At 70.4% G+C, this 19,257-nt stretch carries 19 protein-coding genes and 1 riboswitch; of the genes, 11 read left to right on the forward strand and 8 right to left on the reverse strand.

Annotation, left to right across the window (positions count from 1 at the left end; genetic code table 11):
* Positions 1 to 214 precede the first annotated feature (214 nt).
* The 4 genes from OG381_RS41790 (at position 215) to OG381_RS41805 (ending at position 6,183) form a co-directional block, all read left to right on the forward strand.
* A complete protein-coding gene (locus tag OG381_RS41790) occupies positions 215 to 2,194 on the forward strand; it encodes a translation factor GTPase family protein (RefSeq protein ID WP_327721177.1) in 1,980 nt (659 codons plus the stop codon).
* Positions 2,195 to 2,287: 93 nt separating this feature from the next.
* The gene (locus OG381_RS41795) at positions 2,288 to 4,138 is read left to right on the forward strand and encodes an endoglycosylceramidase (RefSeq protein WP_327721178.1); all 1,851 of its coding nucleotides are present in this window, start codon (positions 2,288 to 2,290) and stop codon (positions 4,136 to 4,138) included.
* 51 nt (positions 4,139 to 4,189) lie between these two features.
* Complete coding sequence (locus tag OG381_RS41800; protein WP_327721179.1) at positions 4,190 to 4,978, forward strand: MerR family transcriptional regulator; 789 nt, start codon at positions 4,190 to 4,192, stop codon at positions 4,976 to 4,978.
* Positions 4,975 to 6,183, forward strand: a complete 1,209-nt coding sequence (locus tag OG381_RS41805; protein WP_327721181.1) for a glycosyltransferase — start codon at positions 4,975 to 4,977, stop codon at positions 6,181 to 6,183. The genes OG381_RS41800 and OG381_RS41805 overlap by 4 nt, the downstream gene beginning before the upstream one ends.
* 6 nt (positions 6,184 to 6,189) lie before the next feature.
* On the opposite strand, the gene OG381_RS41810 is transcribed toward OG381_RS41805, so the two are convergent.
* Complete coding sequence (locus OG381_RS41810; RefSeq protein ID WP_327721182.1) at positions 6,190 to 7,443, reverse strand: YncE family protein; 1,254 nt, start codon at positions 7,441 to 7,443, stop codon at positions 6,190 to 6,192.
* 178 nt (positions 7,444 to 7,621) lie between these two features.
* Here OG381_RS41810 and OG381_RS41815 point away from each other — a divergent pair, with 178 nt between their 5' ends.
* The gene (locus OG381_RS41815; protein WP_327721183.1) at positions 7,622 to 8,284 is read left to right on the forward strand and encodes a TetR/AcrR family transcriptional regulator; all 663 of its coding nucleotides are present in this window, start codon (positions 7,622 to 7,624) and stop codon (positions 8,282 to 8,284) included.
* Between the two features lie 38 nt (positions 8,285 to 8,322).
* On the opposite strand, the gene OG381_RS41820 is transcribed toward OG381_RS41815, so the two are convergent.
* Entirely contained in the window at positions 8,323 to 9,552 is a 1,230-nt protein-coding gene (locus OG381_RS41820; RefSeq protein WP_327722698.1) for a glycosyltransferase, read from the reverse strand.
* Positions 9,553 to 9,759: 207 nt separating this feature from the next.
* On the opposite strand from OG381_RS41820, the gene OG381_RS41825 reads away from it, so the two are divergent.
* The gene (locus tag OG381_RS41825; protein ID WP_327721184.1) at positions 9,760 to 11,712 is read left to right on the forward strand and encodes a ricin-type beta-trefoil lectin domain protein; all 1,953 of its coding nucleotides are present in this window, start codon (positions 9,760 to 9,762) and stop codon (positions 11,710 to 11,712) included.
* A gap of 72 nt (positions 11,713 to 11,784) precedes the next feature.
* On the opposite strand, the gene OG381_RS41830 is transcribed toward OG381_RS41825, so the two are convergent.
* From OG381_RS41830 to ctaD, 3 genes are read right to left on the reverse strand one after another with little or no spacing between them, the layout of a single operon-like run.
* The gene (locus tag OG381_RS41830; RefSeq protein WP_327721185.1) at positions 11,785 to 12,243 is read right to left on the reverse strand and encodes a MarR family winged helix-turn-helix transcriptional regulator; all 459 of its coding nucleotides are present in this window, start codon (positions 12,241 to 12,243) and stop codon (positions 11,785 to 11,787) included.
* A 33-nt stretch (positions 12,244 to 12,276) separates the two neighbouring features.
* Positions 12,277 to 12,606 carry a hypothetical protein gene (locus OG381_RS41835; protein WP_327721186.1) on the reverse strand — a complete coding sequence of 110 codons (330 nt, stop codon included), beginning with the start codon at positions 12,604 to 12,606 and terminating at the stop codon, positions 12,277 to 12,279.
* Positions 12,603 to 14,204, reverse strand: coding sequence for an aa3-type cytochrome oxidase subunit I (ctaD, locus tag OG381_RS41840; RefSeq protein ID WP_327721187.1), 1,602 nt, complete (start codon positions 14,202 to 14,204; stop codon positions 12,603 to 12,605). Before ctaD ends, OG381_RS41835 begins: the two co-directional genes overlap by 4 nt.
* Positions 14,205 to 14,309: 105 nt before the next feature.
* Between ctaD and OG381_RS41845 the strand changes: the two genes are divergently transcribed.
* On the forward strand, positions 14,310 to 14,849 hold the full coding sequence (locus tag OG381_RS41845; RefSeq protein ID WP_327721188.1) for an RNA polymerase sigma factor: 540 nt from the start codon (positions 14,310 to 14,312) through the stop codon (positions 14,847 to 14,849).
* Positions 14,842 to 15,732, forward strand: a complete 891-nt coding sequence (locus tag OG381_RS41850) for a CU044_5270 family protein (protein WP_327721189.1) — start codon at positions 14,842 to 14,844, stop codon at positions 15,730 to 15,732. Before OG381_RS41845 ends, OG381_RS41850 begins: the two co-directional genes overlap by 8 nt.
* 1 nt (position 15,733) lies before the next feature.
* Here the strand turns inward: OG381_RS41850 and OG381_RS41855 are convergent, their stop codons facing one another.
* Positions 15,734 to 16,582, reverse strand: coding sequence for a bifunctional 5,10-methylenetetrahydrofolate dehydrogenase/5,10-methenyltetrahydrofolate cyclohydrolase (locus tag OG381_RS41855; RefSeq protein WP_327721190.1), 849 nt, complete (start codon positions 16,580 to 16,582; stop codon positions 15,734 to 15,736).
* A 21-nt stretch (positions 16,583 to 16,603) separates the two neighbouring features.
* Positions 16,604 to 16,688: riboswitch (ZMP/ZTP riboswitch) on the reverse strand.
* Between the two features lie 82 nt (positions 16,689 to 16,770).
* Between OG381_RS41855 and OG381_RS41860 the strand changes: the two genes are divergently transcribed.
* A complete protein-coding gene (locus tag OG381_RS41860; RefSeq protein ID WP_327721191.1) occupies positions 16,771 to 16,920 on the forward strand; it encodes a hypothetical protein in 150 nt (49 codons plus the stop codon).
* Positions 16,921 to 16,953: 33 nt separating this feature from the next.
* On the opposite strand, the gene OG381_RS41865 is transcribed toward OG381_RS41860, so the two are convergent.
* Complete coding sequence (locus tag OG381_RS41865) at positions 16,954 to 17,799, reverse strand: hypothetical protein (RefSeq protein WP_327721192.1); 846 nt, start codon at positions 17,797 to 17,799, stop codon at positions 16,954 to 16,956.
* A 58-nt stretch (positions 17,800 to 17,857) separates the two neighbouring features.
* On the opposite strand from OG381_RS41865, the gene OG381_RS41870 reads away from it, so the two are divergent.
* Positions 17,858 to 18,394 carry a MarR family winged helix-turn-helix transcriptional regulator gene (locus OG381_RS41870; protein ID WP_327721193.1) on the forward strand — a complete coding sequence of 179 codons (537 nt, stop codon included), beginning with the start codon at positions 17,858 to 17,860 and terminating at the stop codon, positions 18,392 to 18,394.
* Between the two features lie 24 nt (positions 18,395 to 18,418).
* Here the strand turns inward: OG381_RS41870 and OG381_RS41875 are convergent, their stop codons facing one another.
* Positions 18,419 to 18,772 (reverse strand): nuclear transport factor 2 family protein, encoded by a 354-nt coding sequence (locus tag OG381_RS41875; RefSeq protein ID WP_327721194.1) that lies wholly within the window; start codon positions 18,770 to 18,772, stop codon positions 18,419 to 18,421.
* Positions 18,773 to 18,943: 171 nt separating this feature from the next.
* Here OG381_RS41875 and OG381_RS41880 point away from each other — a divergent pair, with 171 nt between their 5' ends.
* Positions 18,944 to 19,234 carry a hypothetical protein gene (locus OG381_RS41880; protein WP_327721195.1) on the forward strand — a complete coding sequence of 97 codons (291 nt, stop codon included), beginning with the start codon at positions 18,944 to 18,946 and terminating at the stop codon, positions 19,232 to 19,234.
* The last annotated feature ends 23 nt before the right edge of the window (positions 19,235 to 19,257 follow it).

Below are 19,257 nucleotides of genomic sequence, written 5' to 3' on the forward strand. Positions count from 1 at the left end.
CCTGACGTGATGGGCGTCACTCTAGGACCGGCCGGGGGAGGGGGCGAGGGCTGGGACGCGGCTTTGTTGAGCGTTAATTCGTTGGCGCCCGGTGCGCGGATCTGCTGCACTGCGAGGGACCCGTAGGCGATCGATGGAGGAGCGCGGTAATGCGAGGAGCACGCATGTCCACCCAAGAAGGAATGACCCCCCTCTTCGAAGGACATGACGCTTCGTGCACTTGCTCAACCTCGGGATCCTCGCCCACGTAGACGCCGGTAAGACCAGCCTCACCGAGCGGCTGCTGCACTCCGTCGGAGTCATCGACGAGATCGGCAGCGTCGACGCCGGCAGCACCCGCACCGACTCCCTCGCGCTGGAGCGCCGGCGCGGCATCACCATCAAGTCCGCCGTCGTCTCGTTCGCGGTCGACGACGTCACCGTCAATCTCATCGACACCCCCGGCCACCCGGACTTCATCGCCGAGGTGGAACGGGTGCTCGGCGTCCTCGACGGCGCCGTGCTGGTCGTCTCCGCCGTCGAGGGCGTCCAGGCGCAGACCCGCGTCCTGATGCGCACCCTCCAGCGGCTGAGGATTCCCACGCTGGTCTTCGTCAACAAGATCGACCGTCGCGGCGCCCGGTACGACGGTGTCCTGCGCGCGCTCCGAGAGCGGCTCACGCCCGCGGTCGTACCGATGGGGCGGGCCGTCGGGCTCGGCACCCGCAAGGCCGCGTTCGCCCCGGGCCAAGTTCCCGTCGACGTCCTCGCGGACCACGACGACGCACTGCTCGCGGCCTATGTCGAGGGGACGCTCTCCGAGGACCGGGTGCGCGCGGCTCTCGTCGCCCGGACCCGCGAGGCCCTCGTCCACCCGGTGTTCTTCGGCTCCGCGGCCACCGGTGCGGGCGTTCCCGAACTCATCGTGGGGATCAAGGAGTTGCTGCCCCGCGCGGACGGTGACCCCAAGGGCCCGGTCTCCGGCACCGTGTTCAAGGTCGAGCGGGGCCCGGCGGGGGAGAAGGTCGCCTACGCGCGGATGTTCTCCGGAACGCTGCGCACCCGCGACCGGGTCCCCTTCGGCGACGCCCGGACCGGCGACGCCCGCGACGAGGGCCGGGTCACCGCGGTGAGCGTCTTCGACCACGGCACCGACATCCGCGAGGACGCCGTCCCCGCGGGGCGGATCGCGAGACTCTGGGGTCTCGCGGAGGTGCGGATCGGCGACGCGATCGGCGAACCCCGCAAGGCGCACGGGCACTTCTTCGCCCCGCCGACCCTGGAGTCCGTGGTCGTACCGGGCCCGGACACGGACCGCAGGGCCCTGCACCTCGCGCTCGGTCAACTCGCCGAACAGGACCCGTTGATCGGGCTGCGCCACGACGAGGTACGCCAGGAGACCTCCGTCTCCCTGTACGGGGAGGTCCAGAAGGAGGTCATTCAAGCCACTCTGGCGGAGGAGTTCGGGCTCGCGGTCGGCTTCCGGGAGACCACGCCGCTCTGCATCGAGAGGCCCGCGGGCACGGGGGCCGCCGCCGAGTTCATCAAGAAGGGCGCGAACCCGTTCCTCGCGACCGTCGGCCTGCGCGTCGACCCCGCCCCGCCCGGAACCGGCATCGCCTTCCGGCTGGAGGTGGAGCTGGGTGCCATGCCGTACGCCTTCTTCAAGGCCGTCGAGGACACCGTCCGCGAGACCCTCGGCCAGGGCCTCAACGGCTGGCAGGTCACCGACTGCACGGTCACGATGACCCACTCCGGCTACTGGCCCCGCCAGAGCCACGCCCACCAGGGCTTCGACAAGAGCATGTCCACCACCGGAGCCGACTTCCGGGGCCTGACACCGCTGGTGCTGACCGAGGCGCTGCGCAGGGCCGGGAGCCAGGTGTACGAGCCGATGCACCGCTTCCGGATCGAGGCCCCGGCCGACACCCTGGGCGCCCTGCTGCCGGTGCTGGCCGCGCTCCAGGCCGTGCCGCAGACCACCGAGACGCGCGGGGAGAGCTGCGTCCTGGAGGGTGCGGTGCCGGCCGCCCGCGTCCACGCGCTGGAGCAGCGGCTGCCCGGACTCACGCGGGGAGAGGGCGAGTTGGAGAGCGGGTTCGACCACTACGCGCCCGTCGTGCGCGGTGACGTGCCGAGCCGTCCGCGCACCGATCACAACCCGCTGAACCGCAAGGAGTACCTGTTGAACGTGACGCGTCGAGTGGGCGGTTGAGGTGGCTGAGAAAGAACGTGTGAAGAAAAGCTGACACTTACTCATGAGTCAGAAGTGTTGACGGTGTCCGGAAATCACCCGACTGTAGTGAACATGCCGAATATCCGGTTGCGTTTGCTGGCGGTTCTGGTCGTCCTCTTCGGATCTCTGACGGTGGCGGGCGCCGGGCCCGCCACCGCCGCCGTCCCCAACTCCCTCTGGTTCGACGGCACGGCGCTCACCGTGTCGAACGGCCGCTTCGTCGACGGCCAAGGCCGCGAGGTGGTTCTCCGCGGTTACAACGTCTCCGGCGAGACCAAGCTCGACGAGAACCACGGCCTGCCCTTCGCCTCCGTGGCCGACGCGAAGAAGTCGGCGACCGCGCTGAGAGCCCTCGGCGGCGGCAACTCGGTCCGCTTCCTGCTCTCCTGGGCCTATGCCGAGCCGGTGCGCGGTCAGCTGGACACGGCCTACCTGGCCGCCGCCACCGCACAGATGGGCGCCTTCCTGGACGCGGGCATCCGTGTCTACCCCGACTTCCACCAGGACCTCTACTCCCGCTACCTCTTCGACCCGGACAGCTGGTACACGGGCGACGGCGCCCCGCAATGGGCGGTGGATCTCGGCAACTACCCGGACGAATCCTGCGGGATCTGCTTCCTCTGGGGCCAGAACATCACCCAGAACGGCGCGGTGAAAGCCGCCCAGTACGACTTCTGGCACAACGCCCACGGCCTTCAGGACTCCTTCCTCACCACGGCCCAGAAGACCATGGCGTACATCAAGCAGAACCTGTCCGCCGAGCAGTTCACGGGCGTCCTCGGCTTCGACCCCTACAACGAGCCCTACGCCGGCACCTACGAGTCCGGCCAGGCCAGCCGCGCCTGGGAACGCGATCTGCTGTGGCCCTTCTACGTGAAGTTCCGGGCCCGGATGGACGCGGCCGGCTGGACGGACAAGCCCGCCTTCGTCGAGCCGAACCTGTTCTGGAACGGCAACGTCAGCAAGGAGGAGGGCGGCCTGCTCGACGCGGGCGCCATCGGCTCGCGGTACGTCTTCAACACCCACTTCTACGACCAGAAGGCCATCTCCGGCGTCCTCATGTGGGGCAACGCCTCGGACGGCCAGTACGTGAGCGACTTCGCCACGGTCCGCGACCGGGCCTCGGCGCTCGGCACCACGGCCGTCGTCAGCGAGTTCGGCCACCCCCTGAACGGCTCCACCGCCGGCAAGGCCCCGACCGTCCTCAAGGCCATGTACCAGGCCCTGGACTCCCGGGTGAAGGGCGCCAACTGGTGGACCACACCCGCCACGTCCGGTCCGGTGCTGTCCGGCTCGCAGTGGCAGTGGGACATCTACAACGGCCGCCACAGCGAGCTCATGAACGGCAACCCCGACAAGGTGCTCACCACCGGGGACGCCTGGAACGACGAGGACCTGTCCGCCGTACGCCTCGACGACTCCGGCAAGGCGGTCCTGCGACAGGACGCCCGGCTCCTCGACCGCGTCTACCCGAGCGCCACCTCGGGCAGCACCCTCGCCTTCACCTACGAGGACCGCTCCCGCGACGGCTCCACGACCCTGACCTGGAACCCGGTCCCGAGCAGCCTGCCGAACGTGTCCTCGCTGGTCGGCTCCGGCCAGTACTCCTTGCTGGTGTGGCGCTCCGGCAGCGGCTCGGCACCGACCGAACTGCACCTCCCGGCGTCCTTCCCGAACGCCTCCACCACCGTGGTCTCCGACCTCGGCACGGCGTACGCCCCGCCGGCGTACACCTCGACCACCCCGGTCGGCACGACCACCGAACCGGGCGGCACCGGAAGCCGCCGCCTTCTGCTCACCGACACCGACAGCGCCACCCTGCACTACGCGCTCGTCACCAACGGGTCCGCCTCACCCTCCGCCACCGTGCTGAACGCGGCCAGGTCCGAGCTGGCGGCCTGGATGGCGTCGAAGTTCGCTTGACCCTCTCCTTACGTCAGGGTTGAGGCTGGACCCCGACGAAAGGGCAGGTGAATGAGCTACTCCGTGCGGCAGGTCGCGTCCTGGGCCGCGGTGACGGTGCGCACGCTCCATCACTACGACCGGACCGGCCTGCTCACGCCCAGCAGCCGCAGCCGGGCCGGGTACCGCCTCTACGACGAGACGGACCTGGCCCGGCTCCAGCAGATCCTCTTCTACCGCGAACTCGGCTTCTCCCTCGACGAGATCGCCGCCATCCTCAAGGACCCGCAGGCCAACGCCCTGGATCAGCTCCGGGCCCGGCAACGGCAGCTGAGCGAGGAGATCGCCCGGCTCCAGCGGCTCTGCGAGGTCGCCGAGCGGGCCATCGAGGTCCAGCGGACCGGCGTCACCCTCACCCCGCAGGAACGCTTCGAGGTCTTCGGCGAGATCGGCTTCGACCTCAGCTACGCCACCGAACGGCAGCTGAAGTGGGGCGACTCACAGGGACAGCGCGAGTCGATGGCACGGGCGGCCGCGCACACCAAGGAGGACTGGCGCCGGCTCATGGCGGAGGCCGGCGAGTGGCGCACCCGGCTGCTCGCGGCCTTCGACGCGGGGGAGCCCGGCGACGGCGAGGCGGCCATGGACCTCGCCGAGGAGCACCGCCGGCACATCACCCGCTGGTTCACCACCTGTCCGCCCGCCATGCACCGGCGGATCGCGGACGACTTCGTGGCCGACCCGCGCGCCTTCGCCCTCGTCGTGCCCCCGTCGCAGCAACGGCCCGGCCTCGCCTCCTACCTGGGCAAGGCCGTGCACGCCAACGCGGCCCGCAACGACTCCCCGGAGGACAACAGATGAGGATCCTGATCGCCGCGGCCGGATCGCGCGGCGACGTGGCGCCGTACACGGGACTCGGCAACGCGCTCCTGAGGGCCGGGCACGAGGTCGCCCTCGCCGCCCCGGACGCCTTCGCGCCCCTGGCGCGGGAGGCGGGGCTGGAGTTCCGTGGTCTTCCCGCCCGCGCGGAAGGCGGTGGGGCGGCGACCAAGCGTGAACTGATGCGCACGGCGGCCGCGTTCGTCACCGAACTCGGTCGGGGATTCGCCGCCGCGATGGACCGGGGGACGGATCTGCTCCTGCTGTCGACGACCACGGCTCCCCTCGGCTGGCACCTGGCCGAGGCCACCGGCACCCCCGCGATCGGCGCGTACCTCGTGCCCGCCGCGCCGACCGGCGACTTCCCGCCCGTGGTCACCGCGGCCCGCTCACTGGGTCGCCCCGGCAACCGTACGGCCGGGCGCTTCGCGCTGCGCATGGCCGACCGTCTCTACACGGGAGCGGTCGCGGACCTCCGCCGCAGCCTCGGCCTGCCCCCGCTCACGCCGCGTGCGATGCGCCGCCGACAGGAGCGGGCGGACTGGCCCGTTCTGCACGGCTTCAGCACGGCACTGGTGCCGCGCCCCTCCGACTGGCGGCCGGGGCTGGAGGTCGTGGGCACCTGGTGGCCGTACATCGACGAGGCCCGGCGGCTGACCGCGGAAGTGGAGGACTTCCTCGCGGCCGGAGCGCGGCCGGTCTTCATCGGGTTCGGCAGTATGGCGGCCGGGCAGGGGGAGCGGCTCGGCGACATCGCCGTACGGGCCCTGCGGCGGGCCGGGCTGCGCGGGATCCTGCAGACCGGCGCGGCCGGACTGGCGGCCGACGGCGACGACGTCCTGACCGTCGGGGACGTACCGCACGCGCTGCTGTTCCCCCGGGTCGCCGCCGTGGTCCACCACGCCGGGGCGGGCACCTCCGCGGCCGGACTGCGCGCCGGGGTACCCGCGGTGCCCGTGCCGGTCGCGGCGGACCAGCCGTTCTGGGCGGGGCGGCTGGCCGCACTCGGGGCCGCCGACGACCCGGTCCCGTTCAGGTCGCTCACGGCCGAGACGCTCGCCGACGCGCTCGGCCGTGTCGTACGGCAGCAGTCCTACAGCCGTGCGGCCGTGACCGCCGCGCGGCTCATGGCCGCCGAGGACGGGGCGGGCGCGGTGGTCAAGGCCGTGGAGCGGGCGACGGACTGAGCCTGATCAGGAGGCCGGGCTCGTCCAGTTCGGCGCGACATGGCCGAGGCGGACGCGCTGGGGGTGGTCGCCGACCGGGACGGACACCGTCTTGCGGCCGGTGGCGAAGTCGATGGCCGTGACCTGGTCGGTGCCGCTCTCGGAGACCACGCAGAGCTTGCCGTCGCCGCTGACCGTGGCCCAGTAGGGCTTGGAGGCGGTGACGAGCGGGCCCTCCTGGAGCGTCGTGCGGTCGACGACGGTCGCGTAGTCGTCCATGGTCCCGGCGATGCACAGCTTGGTGCCGTCGGGGCTCATCGACATGCCGTGGTGGCGGGAGTCGTTGACGAACGTGGTGCGGTCGTCGCTGGTCGCCGGGTTCTTCGGGAGGGTCTTGGTCCGGGTGATCTTGTCGGTGGCGAGGTCGTACTCGAAGAAGCCGTTGAAGAACGACACCTGGAAGTACAGCTTGGACTCGTCCGGGGAGAACACGGCCGGGCGGACCGCGTCGGAGTAGTCGGTGAGACCGATCGCGTCCAGCTTCGGCCGCATGTCGATGACCTTGACCTGCTGGTACGTCGTGGCGTCGACGACCGTGATGCGCCGGTCGCCCTTCGTCCAGTCCAGCCACGCGGCGTCGGTGCTGGTGTTCACGTCACCGATCGCCATGTTGTAGATGTACTTGCCGTCCTTGGTGAAGATGTTCTCGTGCGGCTTGTCGCCGGTGGCGAACTTGCCGAGCTGCTTGCCGGAGTTGATGTCCAGCACGTGCACGGTGTTCGCGGTCGAGGCGGACACCGCCACCCGGGTGCCGTCGGGGGAGACCGCCATGTGGTCCGAGCGGTAACCCGACACGGGGAACCGCCAGTTGATGGCCCCGGTGGACAGGTTGATCGACACCACGTCGGCGAAGCTCGGCCGGGAGACCACGACCGACGCGCCGTCCGGTGTGGTGTACATGTCATCGGCGAACTGGTCGTGGCCCTCGCCGACACCGTTGCGGATCGCCATGAAGTAGATCCACTTGATCGGATCGGCGTTGATCTCCGCCATCCGCGCGTCCTTGTCGGGGATGACGTTGATGCGGCCGATCTTCGCGAGATCGCCCGTGGACCTGAGGACGTCGGCGGTGCCGTCCCAGTTGTTGCCGACGAACAGCACCTCGCGCAGTGCGGCGGCGTCCGCGGCGTCCGTGGCGGTGGCGGCGGTCGCCGGGGCGGTGACGGTCAGGACGACGGCGGCGGCCAGAACGCCGAGGTGCCTGGCTCTGAAAGCGGGCATGACGGCTCTCTCCTCTGAGTGGGGTTCATGAGTAGGACATGCCAAGGCGGAGCTGGTGAATCTGAACACAGACGCTTTCAGAATCAACTTACTGAAAAGTAAGGAAGGGGCGCCCTGTCCACAAGACCGCGGACACGATAAAAATTGGCGCGTCGAAGGACGATCAACGGAGGTGACCGTGGCGGGCAGGCTCAAGGCGCCGACCGGCCGCTACGGCGGCAAGACGGCCGAAGAACGGCAGGCGCTGCGGCGCGGGCGTTTTCTGGACGCGGCCCTGCAGCTGTTCGGCGACACCCCCGGCTACCGCAACACCACGGTCGCCGCGCTCAGCGAGGCCGCGGGCCTGTCGACCCGGCAGTTCTACGAGGAGTTCCGCACCCTCGAGGACGTCCTCGCCGCCCTCCACCTCCAGGTCAACGGCTGGGCCGAGGAGGCGGTGCTGACAGCGGTGGCCGACGCGGGGCCGCTGCCGCTCGCCGAACGGGTGGCGGCGATCTTCCGTGCGTACGCCGCGAACGTCACCGGCGATCCTCGCCGTGTCCGCATCACCTTCGTCGAGATCATCGGCGTCAGTCCGCGCCTGGAGGAGCAGCGCCTCGCCCGCCGCGCCGGGTGGATCGACCTGCTGTGTGCCGAGGCGAACGCGGCCGTCGCGCGGGGTGAGGCGGTGCCGCGGGACTACCGGATTCCGGCCGCGGCGTTCATCGGCGCGGTCAACGGTCTGCTGCACGACTGGAGCGCCGGATGGGTGGACGCGACGCTGGACGAGGTGGTGGAGGAACTGGTGCGGCAGTTGCTGGCGATTCTGCGGCCGGTCGAGTGGGGATCCGCGGGCAGGTGACGGCTGGTCGCGCCCGCGCGGCGTAGCCACACCGCCGTTCAGCGCGTCAGTCCGTTCACCGCCTCCACCACCGGCCCGACCCCGTCCTCCTCGCGAATCCGCTCCCCCAGCGCCCGCGCCCGCTCCCGGTACCCCGGATCGCGGGTGACCCGCGTCAGCGCCGAGGCCAGCGTGTCCGTGTTCAGTCCCCGCAGCGGTACCGCCCGCGGTGCCACGCCCAGCGCGACCAGCCGCGCGGACCAGAAACCCGCGTCGAACTGGACCGGCACCGGTACGGCGGGCACCCCGGCCCGCAGTCCCGCGGCGGTGGTGCCCGCGCCCGCGTGGTGGACGAGCGCCGCCATGTGCGGGAAGAGCGCCGAGTGGGCGACCTCGCCGACGGTCAGCATGTCGTCGCCGTCGGCCGCGAGGCCGCCCCAGCCCTGCTGGATCACCCCGCGCAGCCCGGCCCGGCGCAGCGCGCGCACGATGTCGGCGCTGAGCCGTCCGGGGTCCGGGACCGTCGCACTGCCCAGACCGACGAACACCGGAGCTTCGCCCGCGTCGAGGAAGTCCCGCACCTCGGGCGGAAGTTCGCTCTTCACGTCGTACGGCCACCAGTAGCCGCTCACGTCCAGCCCCGCCCGCCAGTCGCGTGGCCTGGCCACCACCAGCGGGCTGAAGCCGTGGTGCACCGGCCACGCCTGCCGCTCCCGGGCCCGCAGCGCCGCCGTGGTGCGGACGCGGGGCATCCCCAGCCGTCCGCGCACCGCCGGGACGGTCGCGGCGAAGACCTGCTCCACGGCCAGGCCCACGCCGTGCCCGGCGAGCCGGTTGCCGGCGGCTCCCCAGGAGCGGCCACCGAGCAGGGGAGGGCCGAACTCGCGGGTGGGGGCGATGGGTTGGAGATAGACGCCCATGCTGGGCAGCGACAGCCCCTCGGCGACGGTGTGTCCCAGCGGTGCGAGCGAGCCGGACAGCAGCAGCACGTCGCTGCCCCGCGCGGCCGCCAGCACGTCGTCGGCCATCTCCCGGGCCAGGGTCCGCGCCATGCGCACCACCCGCAGCAGCTTCCCCGTGCCCGTCGCACTGTCGTGCAGCGCCCGCCCGCGTGAGGACTCCAGCTCCGCCCGGGGATCGAGCGGCAGGGCGTGGAATCCGACCCCCGACCCTGCCACCAACGGCTCGAAGGAGCCGTGCGTGACCAGGGTGACCTCGTGTCCGGCCCGCACGAGGCCGTGCCCCAGTCCGGTGAACGGGGCGACGTCGCCCCGGGATCCCGCCGTCATGATCGCTACGCGCACAACGGCCAGTATGGCGCGGCGGCGTGCCGCGACGGGTGAACGACCCAAGGGGACCGGCTACTTCACGCCTGTCGCACCCGTTGACTTCGCCCTCGCGGGGCTCTACTTTCGGCGCGCGACGCGTTCGAAACGCCGATCCATGTTCGAAATATCGTCGCCACCCTTGAGTGTTTCCCCGCACGAAGGAGCCGCATGTACCCCCCACCGAGTTCCGTACGCCGCCTCAGAGCCGCCGCCGTACGCGCCCTCGTCCTCGCCCTGACCGCCACCGCCGCCCTGCTGTTCGCGCAGCCGGACCAGGCGGAGGCGGCGACCAGCCGGCAGATATCCGTGCCCGCCGCCCCCATGGGCTGGGCCTCCTGGAACAGCTTCGCCGCGAAGATCGACTACAGCGTGATCAAGCAGCAGGTCGACGCGTTCGTCGCCTCGGGTCTGCCGGCGGCGGGCTACCAGTACATCAACATCGACGAGGGCTGGTGGCAGGGCACCCGTGACAGCGCCGGCAACATCACCATCGACGAGGCGGAGTGGCCCGGTGGCATGAAGGCCATCGCCGACTACATCCACAGCAAGGGCCTCAAGGCCGGCATCTACACCGACGCCGGCAAGGACGGCTGCGGCTACTACTACCCGACCGGCCGCCCCGCCGCGCCCGGCTCCGGCAGTGAGGGCCACTACGAGCAGGACATGCTCCAGTTCTCGCAGTGGGGCTTCGACTTCGTGAAGGTCGACTGGTGCGGCGGCGACGCCGAGGGCCTCGACGCGAAGACGACGTACCAGGCCATCAGCGACGCGATCACGAAGGCCACGACCACGACCGGCCGCCCGATGACCCTGTCGCTGTGCAACTGGGGCCGGCAGAACCCGTGGAACTGGGCCCCTGGGCAGGGGGCGATGTGGCGGACCAACGACGACATCATCTTCTACGGCAACAAGCCGTCCATGACCAACCTGCTGACCAACTACGACCGGAACCTGCACCCCACGGCCCAGCACACCGGCTACTACAACGACCCCGACATGCTGATGGTCGGCATGGACGGCTTCACCGCCGCCCAGAACCGCACCCACATGAACCTGTGGGCGATCTCCGGCGCCCCGCTCCTCGCCGGCAACAACCTCGCCACCATGACCACCGAGACCGCGAACATCCTCAAGAACCCCGAGGTCATCGCCGTCGACCAGGACGCGCGCGGCCTCCAGGGCGTCAAGGTCGCCGAGGACACCAGCGGACTGCAGGTGTACGGCAAGGCCCTGTCCGGCGCCGGCAACCGCGCGGCCGTCCTGCTCAACCGCACCTCCTCCGCCCAGAACATCACCGTCCGCTGGTCCGACCTCGGCCTGACCAACGCCAACGCGACCGTCCGTGACCTGTGGACGCAGCAGAACATCGGCTCGTACGGCACGAGTTACACCACCAGCGTCCCGGCGGGCGGCTCCGTGATGCTCACGGTCAAGGGCGGCACCGAGGCCGCGAGCAGCACCTACACGGGCACGTCGAGCTTCTCCGGCGTGGTCGCCGGGAACACCGGCCTGAAGACCGTCGACGTCGCCTACACCAACACCACCTCGACCGCCCGCAAGGCCACCCTCAAGGTCAACGGCCAGGGCCCGACGACGGTCTCCTTCCCGCCCACGGGCTCCAGCCAGGGCACCATCAGCGTCCAGGTCGCCCTCTCCAAGGGCTCCTCGAACACGCTGACCTTCACCGGCGCCCCGACCCTCGCCGACATCACGGTCAGACCGCTGCCCGGCGCCAACGGCAGCCTGGTCGTCGGCACCCAGTCGGGCCGCTGCGCCGACATCAACGACAACACCCTCACCAACGGCATCCAGGCCCAGCTCTGGGACTGCAACGGCGGCCAGAACCAGGCCTGGACGTACACCTCCCGCAAGGAACTCGTGGTGTACGGCAACAAGTGTCTGGACGCCTACGACCAAGGCACGGCCAACGGCACCAAGGCCGTGATCTGGGACTGCAACGGTCAGAACAACCAGAAGTGGAACGTCAACACCGACGGCACCCTCAGCAATGTCCACTCCGGACTCTGCCTGGACGCCTACAACAACCAGACGGCCAACGGCAGTCAGCTGGTGCTGTGGGCCTGCGGCACCGGTGACAACCAGAAGTGGACGCTGAACTAGCGGAGGCGAACCCACGCCTGGGCGAGGCCGTGTCCGGCACGGCCTCGTCCTCCACCCCACGGCGCGAACCGGTCAGTCGGGGAGGTTCCCCTCGCCGCCGAGGTTCGCGACCATCCGGCGCAGGACATCGACCGTCACCGCGTAGTCGGCCGGGTCGATCCCGTCGTGCGTCCGCTCATGGACCGGCAGGGTGCGCTCCCGGGCTCGGACGCGTCCCGCTTCCCCCGCCTCGGTCAGGCGCATGCCGTCCGGCTCCTCCGTGAGCCAGCCGCGGGCGACGAGGTCATCGAAGACGCCGTCGAAGTCGATGCCCTGGTCGTCGTACGGAGCCAGCCGCTCGACGAGCGCCGCACGGGTCCACCGTCCGGGATCCCGGGCGGCGTGGTTGAGCGTCCACCAGTGGGGCTGCGTCAGGTTCTCCACGGCCAGCTGTGCGCGGATTTCTTCCACCACCCGGCGGTACACCTCACCGCTCCACGCCCCGATCGGCTGAGCGGCCAGTTCCTCCTGCGAGTACTCCTTGATCGCCATGTGACGACTGTAGAACCTCAACTTTGCTCGAGGTCAAGACCGGAGCTGGGGGACGAGACACACCACCAGGACACCGAAGAGCCCGGCACAGCCCAGCAGTCCACCCGCCAGCAGTCTGCGTCGCAGCTCGTGGTACTTCGCCTCGTACTCGTCCCGGAGCTTTCCGGCGCGCACGGCGGTGTGCTGCCAGGAGTCGCGGGCGAGGGCGAGGTACTCGGCTTCGAACCGCCGCTCCACCTCGGTCCGTTGGGTGTCCGTGAGCCAGGGCAGTGGGGCGGTGAAGCGCTGGGCGGCCGTGCGGCCCTCCTCGCGGGTGGCGGCGAGCAGCAGATGGCCCTCGACGTCGGCCAGGAACTTGCTCACAGAGCGGTCAACTCCCTCTGCTGCTCGGTGGTGTGGTGCAGGTCGAACGCCGGGGATTCGCTGCGGATCCGCGGCAGGGTGAGGAAGTTGTGCCGCGGGGGCGGGCAGGATGTCGCCCACTCGAGCGAGCGGCCGTAGCCCCACGGGTCGTCGACCTCGACCTTCTTGCCGTACTTGGCCGTCTTCCACACGTTGTAGAAGAAGGGGAGCAGTGAGGCGCCGAGCACGAACGAGAAGATGCTCGACAGTGTGTTGAGCGGGGTGAGCCCCTCCACCGCGAGATAGTCCGGAATCCGGCGCTGCATACCGTTCACGCCCAGCCAGTGCTGGACCAGGAAGGTGCCGTGGAAGCCGATGAACAGCGTCCAGAAGGTGATCTTGCCGAGGCGCTCGTCGAGCATCCTGCCGGTGAACTTGGGCCACCAGAAGTGGAAGCCGGAGAACATCGCGAAGACGACGGTGCCGAACACCACGTAGTGGAAGTGCGCCACCACGAAATAGGAGTCGGAGACCGCGAAGTCGATCGGTGGTGAGGCGAGCATCACGCCGGTCAGACCGCCGAAGACGAAGGTGACCAGGAATCCCGTCGCCCAGAGCATCGGTGTCTCGAAGGACAGTGAGCCCTTCCACATCGTTCCGATCCAGTTGAAGAACTTCACACCCGTTGGCACGGCGATGAGGAACGTCATGAAGGAGAAGAACGGCAGGAGCACGCCGCCGGTGACGTACATGTGGTGCGCCCACACCGTCACGGACAGACCGGCGATGGAGATCGTCGCGGCGACCAGGCCCATGTAGCCGAACATCGGCTTACGGGAGAAGACCGGGATCACTTCGGAGATGATGCCGAAGAACGGTAGCGCGATGATGTACACCTCTGGATGGCCGAAGAACCAGAAGAGGTGTTGCCATAGCAGCGCCCCGCCGTTGGCGGAGTCGAAGACATGCGCACCGAACTTGCGGTCCGCCTCCAGGGCGAACAGCGCGGCCGCCAGGACCGGGAAGGCCAGCAGGACCAGCACCGCGGTCAGCAGCACGTTCCACACGAAGATCGGCATGCGGAACATGGTCATGCCGGGTGCGCGCATGCAGATGATCGTGGTGATGAAGTTGACCGAGCCGAGGATGGTGCCGAAGCCGGAGAAGGCCAGGCCCATGATCCACAGGTCGGCGCCGATGCCGGGGCTGCGGACCGCGTCGGACAGCGGGCTGTAGGCGAACCAGCCGAAGTCGGCCGCGCCCTGCGGGGTGAGGAAGCCACCGACCGCGATGAGCGAGCCGAACAGGTACAGCCAGTAGGCGAACATGTTCAGCCGGGGGAAGGCCACGTCCGGCGCGCCGATCTGCAGCGGCATGATCCAGTTCGCGAAGCCGGCGAACAGCGGCGTCGCGAACATCAGCAGCATGATCGTGCCGTGCATCGTGAACGCCTGGTTGAACTGCTCGTTCGACATGATCTGCAGACCGGGACGGGCCAGCTCGGCGCGCATGAACAGCGCCAGCAGACCACCGATGCAGAAGAACGCGAACGACGTGACCAGATACAGCGTCCCGATCGTCTTGTGATCCGTGGTCGTCAGCCACTTCAGGTGCCTCATGCCCCGCCTGTGTCCGCGCCCGGCCCGGACGTCACACTTCAGGGACGCGACGAGAATCACGGAAACGGCTGTGACGATCCCGAGGGTGCCGGACACGAACGGAACATGAGCGACGACGACAACTTCGCCGCTGCCTATCGCGAGCACTACTGGGCGGTCAGCCGCTATGTCGCGCGGCGACTGGACGGGCGCATGAGTGACGTGGAGGAAGTGGTGGCGGAGGTCTTCACCGTCGCCTGGCGCCGCCGGACCGACCTCCCGGACTCCCCGCTGCCCTGGCTGTACGGAGTGGCACGGAACTGCCTGGCCAACGCCGTGCGCGGACAGGGGCGCCGACGGCGACTGGTGGACCGGCTGGGCAACGACGACACGGCACACGGGCGGCACATCGAGGCCGGACCCGACGCGGAGAGCCCCGGCGCCTGGGTGCACGACGCGCTGGCCCGGCTCTCCCCGGCCGACCAGGAGGTGCTGCGGCTCACGGCCTGGGAGGAACTGGACACCGACGAGGTGGCGGTCGCCCTCGGCTGTGGCCGGCGGGCCGCGGCGATGCGGCTGCACCGCGCCCGGCGCCGGCTGAGAGCCGAGATCGACCGCCTGGGCCCCACGACCGCCGCCGCCCTGAAGGAGAACGGCCATGGCTGACGAACTCGACCTCCTGCGCCGCGCCAACCCGGTGCCGACCGACGGCCCCCACTTCGGCGACGGCCCTCTCGACCACCACGCCGAGCGGCGACTGAACCGGCTCATGCGGCAACGGCCCTCCCGCCGCCCCCGGCTGCTCTGGGGCCTGGCGGCCACGGCCGTCGTCGGCGCGCTGGTCGCGGCCCTGCTGTTCACCGACCAGACCACCGCGCCGGCGGTCGCCGCACCCCGCCCGCTCGTGGTGCGGGCCGACTCCACCCCCGTATCCCTTCAGACCCTGGCGGCACGGGCGCGAGCGGCCGACGGTTCGCCCGAGCTCACCAAGGGCACCCATGTGAAGTCGTGGAGCCTCGGCATGAGCGAGGACAAGCCTCCGATCACCTACCCGGAGGAGCGCATCGTGCGGTGGAACGCCGACGACAGCCACACGGTGATCGTCGACGACGGCCACGACCGCACCACGCAGACCTATCCGCCCAGTTGGAGCGACGCCCCGCCGCAGTCGCGGCCCCCGCACGACGTCGCCCGGCTGCGCGCCTACCTCCAGGAAGCCACGTACACCGGCACCGCTCTGGACACCGGGCAGCTGCTCGACGGCGTCCGGGTGCTCCTCGACACCTGGCACCTCGGCGCCCGTGAGTCCGCGACGGTGGCCGAGATGCTGGCGGACGCCGAGGGGCTCAAGCCCGTCGGACAGGTCACCGACCGGCTCGGGCGGCGCGGACAGGCGTATGTGTACCAGCAGTCGGCCACCCGCCGGATGTTGATCATGGATCCGGCCACCGGCGCCGTACTCGGCCTGGAGACCACCTTCACGAAGGCGGATCCCGAGTACGGCGTCAAGGCCGGTGACGTCATGGACTACAGCGCCTGGATGCGCTGACTCAGATCCCGAGCTGCCGGGCCGCCGCGTCGACCGTCTGCTCCAGCAGCGTGGCGATCGTCATCGGACCCACACCGCCCGGCACCGGGGTGATCAGCGAGGCGCGTTCCACGGCGGAGTCGAAGTCGACGTCACCGACGTTCCCCTCGTTGTAGCCGGCGTCGAGCACGACGGCGCCGGGCTTGATGTCCTGGCCCTTGATGAGCCGCGCCCGGCCCACGGCGGCGACGACGATGTCCGCCTCGCGGACGGCCGCGGACAGGTCCGCCGTCCGCGAGTGGCAGTACGTCACCGTCGCGTCGCGCGCGAGCAGCAGCATCCCGGCCGGCTTGCCGAGGATCGCGCTGCGGCCGACGACGACGGCCCGCTTGCCGGACGGGTCGACGTCGTACTCGTCGAGCAGCCGCATGATCCCGCCGGGCGTGCACGACACGAAGCCCGGCAGGCCGAAGCTCATCGACGCGAACGAGGCGAAGGTGACACCGTCGACGTCCTTCTCGGGCGCGATGGCCTCGAACGCGGCCCGCTCGTCGATGTGCTCGCCCATCGGATGCTGGAGCAGGATGCCGTGTACGGCGGGATCGGCGGAGAGCCCCTTGAGCGTGCCCACCAGTTCTTCGGTCGTGGTCGCCGCGGGCAGTTCCACGTGCCGGGAGGCGATACCGGCCTTGCGGCAGCGGTTCTGCTTCATCCGGACGTACGTCACGGAGGCGGGGTCCTCGCCGACCAGTACGGTCGCGAGACACGGTGTGCCGCCGGTGCGTTCGGTGAGGTCGGCGGCGCGCTTGCCGGTCTTCTCCACGATCCGCCGCGCGAGCGCCGTGCCGTCCATGAGCCGGGCCTGAGACATGATCCACTCCTGGGCTGGAAGTCGGTTCGCCCAGGCGCACGGCATCAGATTCCGCGGGACCGCTCCCCGGTGGTGCTCCACCTCAGCGCCAGTCACGGCCCGCCGCCAGCCTAACCGAGCGGTGGCGTCCCGCCGAGCGCCGAGTGGTGTAGCAGCCATACGGCCGTGTGGCTCCGCTCAGGGCCGAGATGAGGATGGCCGGCCGGCTCACCCCGCCGCAGCGCGTGCTGCTCGCGGGCGTCAGCACCCCGATCCGGCGCCCAGGCGACCGCATCGGCCAACTGACCTGCGGAGTCGCAAACCCCGAGCCGCTGCACCCCTCGGCGGGACACCGCTGACCGAGCCGGTCCTGGGGCCAGGGCCCCGGCGCCCTACGACGGTTGGGACCCGCTCTCCTGCGGTGGGGCCGTCGGGTCGGCTCCGGCGAGGAAGCCGGTCGCCTGGGCGTGGAGGTGGCCGGCGCCGATCGCCTCGGCCCAGCGGGCGATCTCCTTCGCCAGTGCGGTCGCGCCGCTCTCGTCACCCGTGTCGCGGGCCAGCACCGCCAGCAGCATCTGCTGGGTGAGCACCCCGGGGATCATGCCCGCGCGTGCGCCCAGCGCGGTGGCCCGCTCCCAGCGCTCCAGGGCCCGCTCGTGGTCGCCGGCGTCGTGGTCGTGGTCACCGAGGTGCCGCAGCGCCTCGCGGACCAGCAGGTCGTCGCCCGAGCCGCCGGCGCGCAGGGCGGCCTCGTAGTGGGCGGGCGCCGCGCCGCGCTCGCCGAAGAGGTTGTCGGCGATCAGCCCCAGGTACATCGAGGCCCAGCCCCGCCGCACCTCGTCGGGGGCGGCCTCGCGCAGGTCGTGTCCGCGGCGCCGGATCGCCTGAAGTGCCGCCGGGTCCTTGCCCTCGGCGCCGTGCCGGGACGTGCCGTCGGGGCGGAACAGCCGCAGATAGTCGTGGCGCAGCCGTACGAAGTCCAGGTCCCAGTCGTCGCCCGGGGATTCCTTCTCCGCTTGCTCGACGCGGGCGGCGGTGAGCCGCGTACCGCCGAACCAGTCGCTCTCCAGGGCGACTTCGGCCGCCGCAAGGGCGAGGCGGGCGCGGTCCTCGGGAGCGTCGCACGTCGTCGCGTCCAACAGGCGCAGCGCCCGGTCCCACCGTCCTGCCAGCGACAAGTCCCTTGCGGAGGAGAGGAGTTCGTCGAGTTCGGCGAATGTGCTCGTGGTGTTCGTCATGTCAGGGGAAGGTAGTGAGATGGAAAACCATCCACAAGAAAACCACTGCGCGGAGCAGATGACGCAGGACTGGGTCGACCGGCACGTCGCGCAGTGGTCCAAGGAACTCACCTGGATGGACCCGGTCAAGGAAGCGATCTATGTGCGGCTGGCCAAACTCGCCCGGCACGCGTCCCAGGCGCGCCGCGACGCCCTCGACTCCGACGGGCTGCGGCACTGGCAGTACAAGGTGCTGCTGGCGCTGCGCCGGCACGGTCCGCCGTACACCGCGAGCCCCTCGGAGCTCGCCGATCGGCTCGGGCTGACCCGGGGCGCCCTGTCGGCGCGGCTGGCGCCGCTGGAGGAGGCCGGGCTGATCGGCCGCACGCACGGGAGTGCCGACCGGCGAAGGGTGCTGGTCCGGCTCACCGACGCCGGATACGCCGCCTTCGAACAGCATGCGGCGGCGGAGGAAGCGGACGAGGTCGCGCTGCTCGCAGCACTGACCGCAGAAGAGCAACGGACGCTAGCCGACCTGTTGCGGAAACTGGTCGTGGCCGCGGAGAGTGGACCGGACGGGCTCGCACCGCGAAGGTCCAGGTCAGCCGAGTCGTGATCTGGACCTTCGGCAGTCCTCTCCTCACTCGTCCCATGCCTGGATCATGATCTGTTCGGCGATCTTGCCGTCGCGCAGCGTGATCATCGACTCGGACAGGACACGGACCCCGTCCGAGTAGCGGCAGGACTCGCTGAAGGCGGCGGTGTCGCCTTCCATGACGCAGTGCTCCAGCTTGTGCGTCATGTCGCGGCTGTAGACGTCCTCGAGGAGTTCGCCGATCTCGTCACGGCCGTGCAGGACCCTCGGGCTGCTCGGCTGGGTGTTGCGGTCCACGACGCGCAGTTCCGCGTCGTCCGCGTAGAGCGACAGCAGATTCGCCGCCGTGTTTCCCTCGATGCTCCGGCGCAGTGTCTCGGTGTTGAACGCGGTGCCCATGATTGACCTCCGGTGAGGCCCGCGGTCGAACGGGAGCGGGCCGCGAGGGCCTCTCCTTCGAGACTCCTCCGCCCCGCCGGGCTCGGCAAGCGCAACGGCGACACTCCGCCTGACGGGTGAGCGGCGCCCGGTGCCCGTGTCCGGCGCGGGTCCGCCGGCGTTGCTGAAAACATGATCTCCACTCGACGTATCGCCGCCGTCGTCGGTCTCGCCGTCGGCGTCACCGGTCTCGCCGCCCCGCTGGCGAGCGCGGCCCCCGAGGACAAGGGCGCCCCCCTGAGCCCGATGGCCACGCTCGACTCGCTCACCGTGAGCGACCTGCCCGCGGAGTACAAGGACGCGCTTCCGCGGCCCTCCGCGCAGCTGGCGGAGCTGAACAAGCTGAACGACCTCCAGCAGCTGACCCAGGTGACCGACCTGGCCGCCCCCGTCACCCAGCTGCTGCCAGGCATCCAGTACTGATCGACACGCGTAGGACCGCACCG

The sequence above is a fragment of the Streptomyces sp. NBC_00490 genome (genome assembly GCF_036013645.1).
Taxonomy (GTDB): Bacteria; Actinomycetota; Actinomycetes; order Streptomycetales; family Streptomycetaceae; genus Streptomyces; species Streptomyces canus_F.

Bases quoted from the DNA above. Each gene is read 5' to 3' on its own strand.
- OG381_RS41795 (WP_327721178.1), top strand. From the start codon at position 2,288: ATGCCGAATATCCGGTTGCGTTTGCTGGCGGTTCTGGTCGTCCTCTTC.
- OG381_RS41800 (WP_327721179.1), top strand. From the start codon at position 4,190: ATGAGCTACTCCGTGCGGCAGGTCGCGTCCTGGGCCGCGGTGACGGTG.
- OG381_RS41805 (WP_327721181.1), top strand. From the start codon at position 4,975: ATGAGGATCCTGATCGCCGCGGCCGGATCGCGCGGCGACGTGGCGCCG.
- OG381_RS41810 (WP_327721182.1), bottom strand. From the start codon at position 7,443: ATGCCCGCTTTCAGAGCCAGGCACCTCGGCGTTCTGGCCGCCGCCGTC.
- OG381_RS41820 (WP_327722698.1), bottom strand. From the start codon at position 9,552: ATGACGGCGGGATCCCGGGGCGACGTCGCCCCGTTCACCGGACTGGGG.
- OG381_RS41825 (WP_327721184.1), top strand. From the start codon at position 9,760: ATGTACCCCCCACCGAGTTCCGTACGCCGCCTCAGAGCCGCCGCCGTA.
- OG381_RS41830 (WP_327721185.1), bottom strand. From the start codon at position 12,243: ATGGCGATCAAGGAGTACTCGCAGGAGGAACTGGCCGCTCAGCCGATC.
- ctaD (WP_327721187.1), bottom strand. From the start codon at position 14,204: ATGAGGCACCTGAAGTGGCTGACGACCACGGATCACAAGACGATCGGG.
- OG381_RS41845 (WP_327721188.1), top strand. From the start codon at position 14,310: ATGAGCGACGACGACAACTTCGCCGCTGCCTATCGCGAGCACTACTGG.
- OG381_RS41850 (WP_327721189.1), top strand. From the start codon at position 14,842: ATGGCTGACGAACTCGACCTCCTGCGCCGCGCCAACCCGGTGCCGACC.
- OG381_RS41855 (WP_327721190.1), bottom strand. From the start codon at position 16,582: ATGTCTCAGGCCCGGCTCATGGACGGCACGGCGCTCGCGCGGCGGATC.
- OG381_RS41860 (WP_327721191.1), top strand. From the start codon at position 16,771: ATGAGGATGGCCGGCCGGCTCACCCCGCCGCAGCGCGTGCTGCTCGCG.
- OG381_RS41865 (WP_327721192.1), bottom strand. From the start codon at position 17,799: ATGACGAACACCACGAGCACATTCGCCGAACTCGACGAACTCCTCTCC.
- OG381_RS41870 (WP_327721193.1), top strand. From the start codon at position 17,858: ATGACGCAGGACTGGGTCGACCGGCACGTCGCGCAGTGGTCCAAGGAA.
- OG381_RS41875 (WP_327721194.1), bottom strand. From the start codon at position 18,772: ATGGGCACCGCGTTCAACACCGAGACACTGCGCCGGAGCATCGAGGGA.
- OG381_RS41880 (WP_327721195.1), top strand. From the start codon at position 18,944: ATGATCTCCACTCGACGTATCGCCGCCGTCGTCGGTCTCGCCGTCGGC.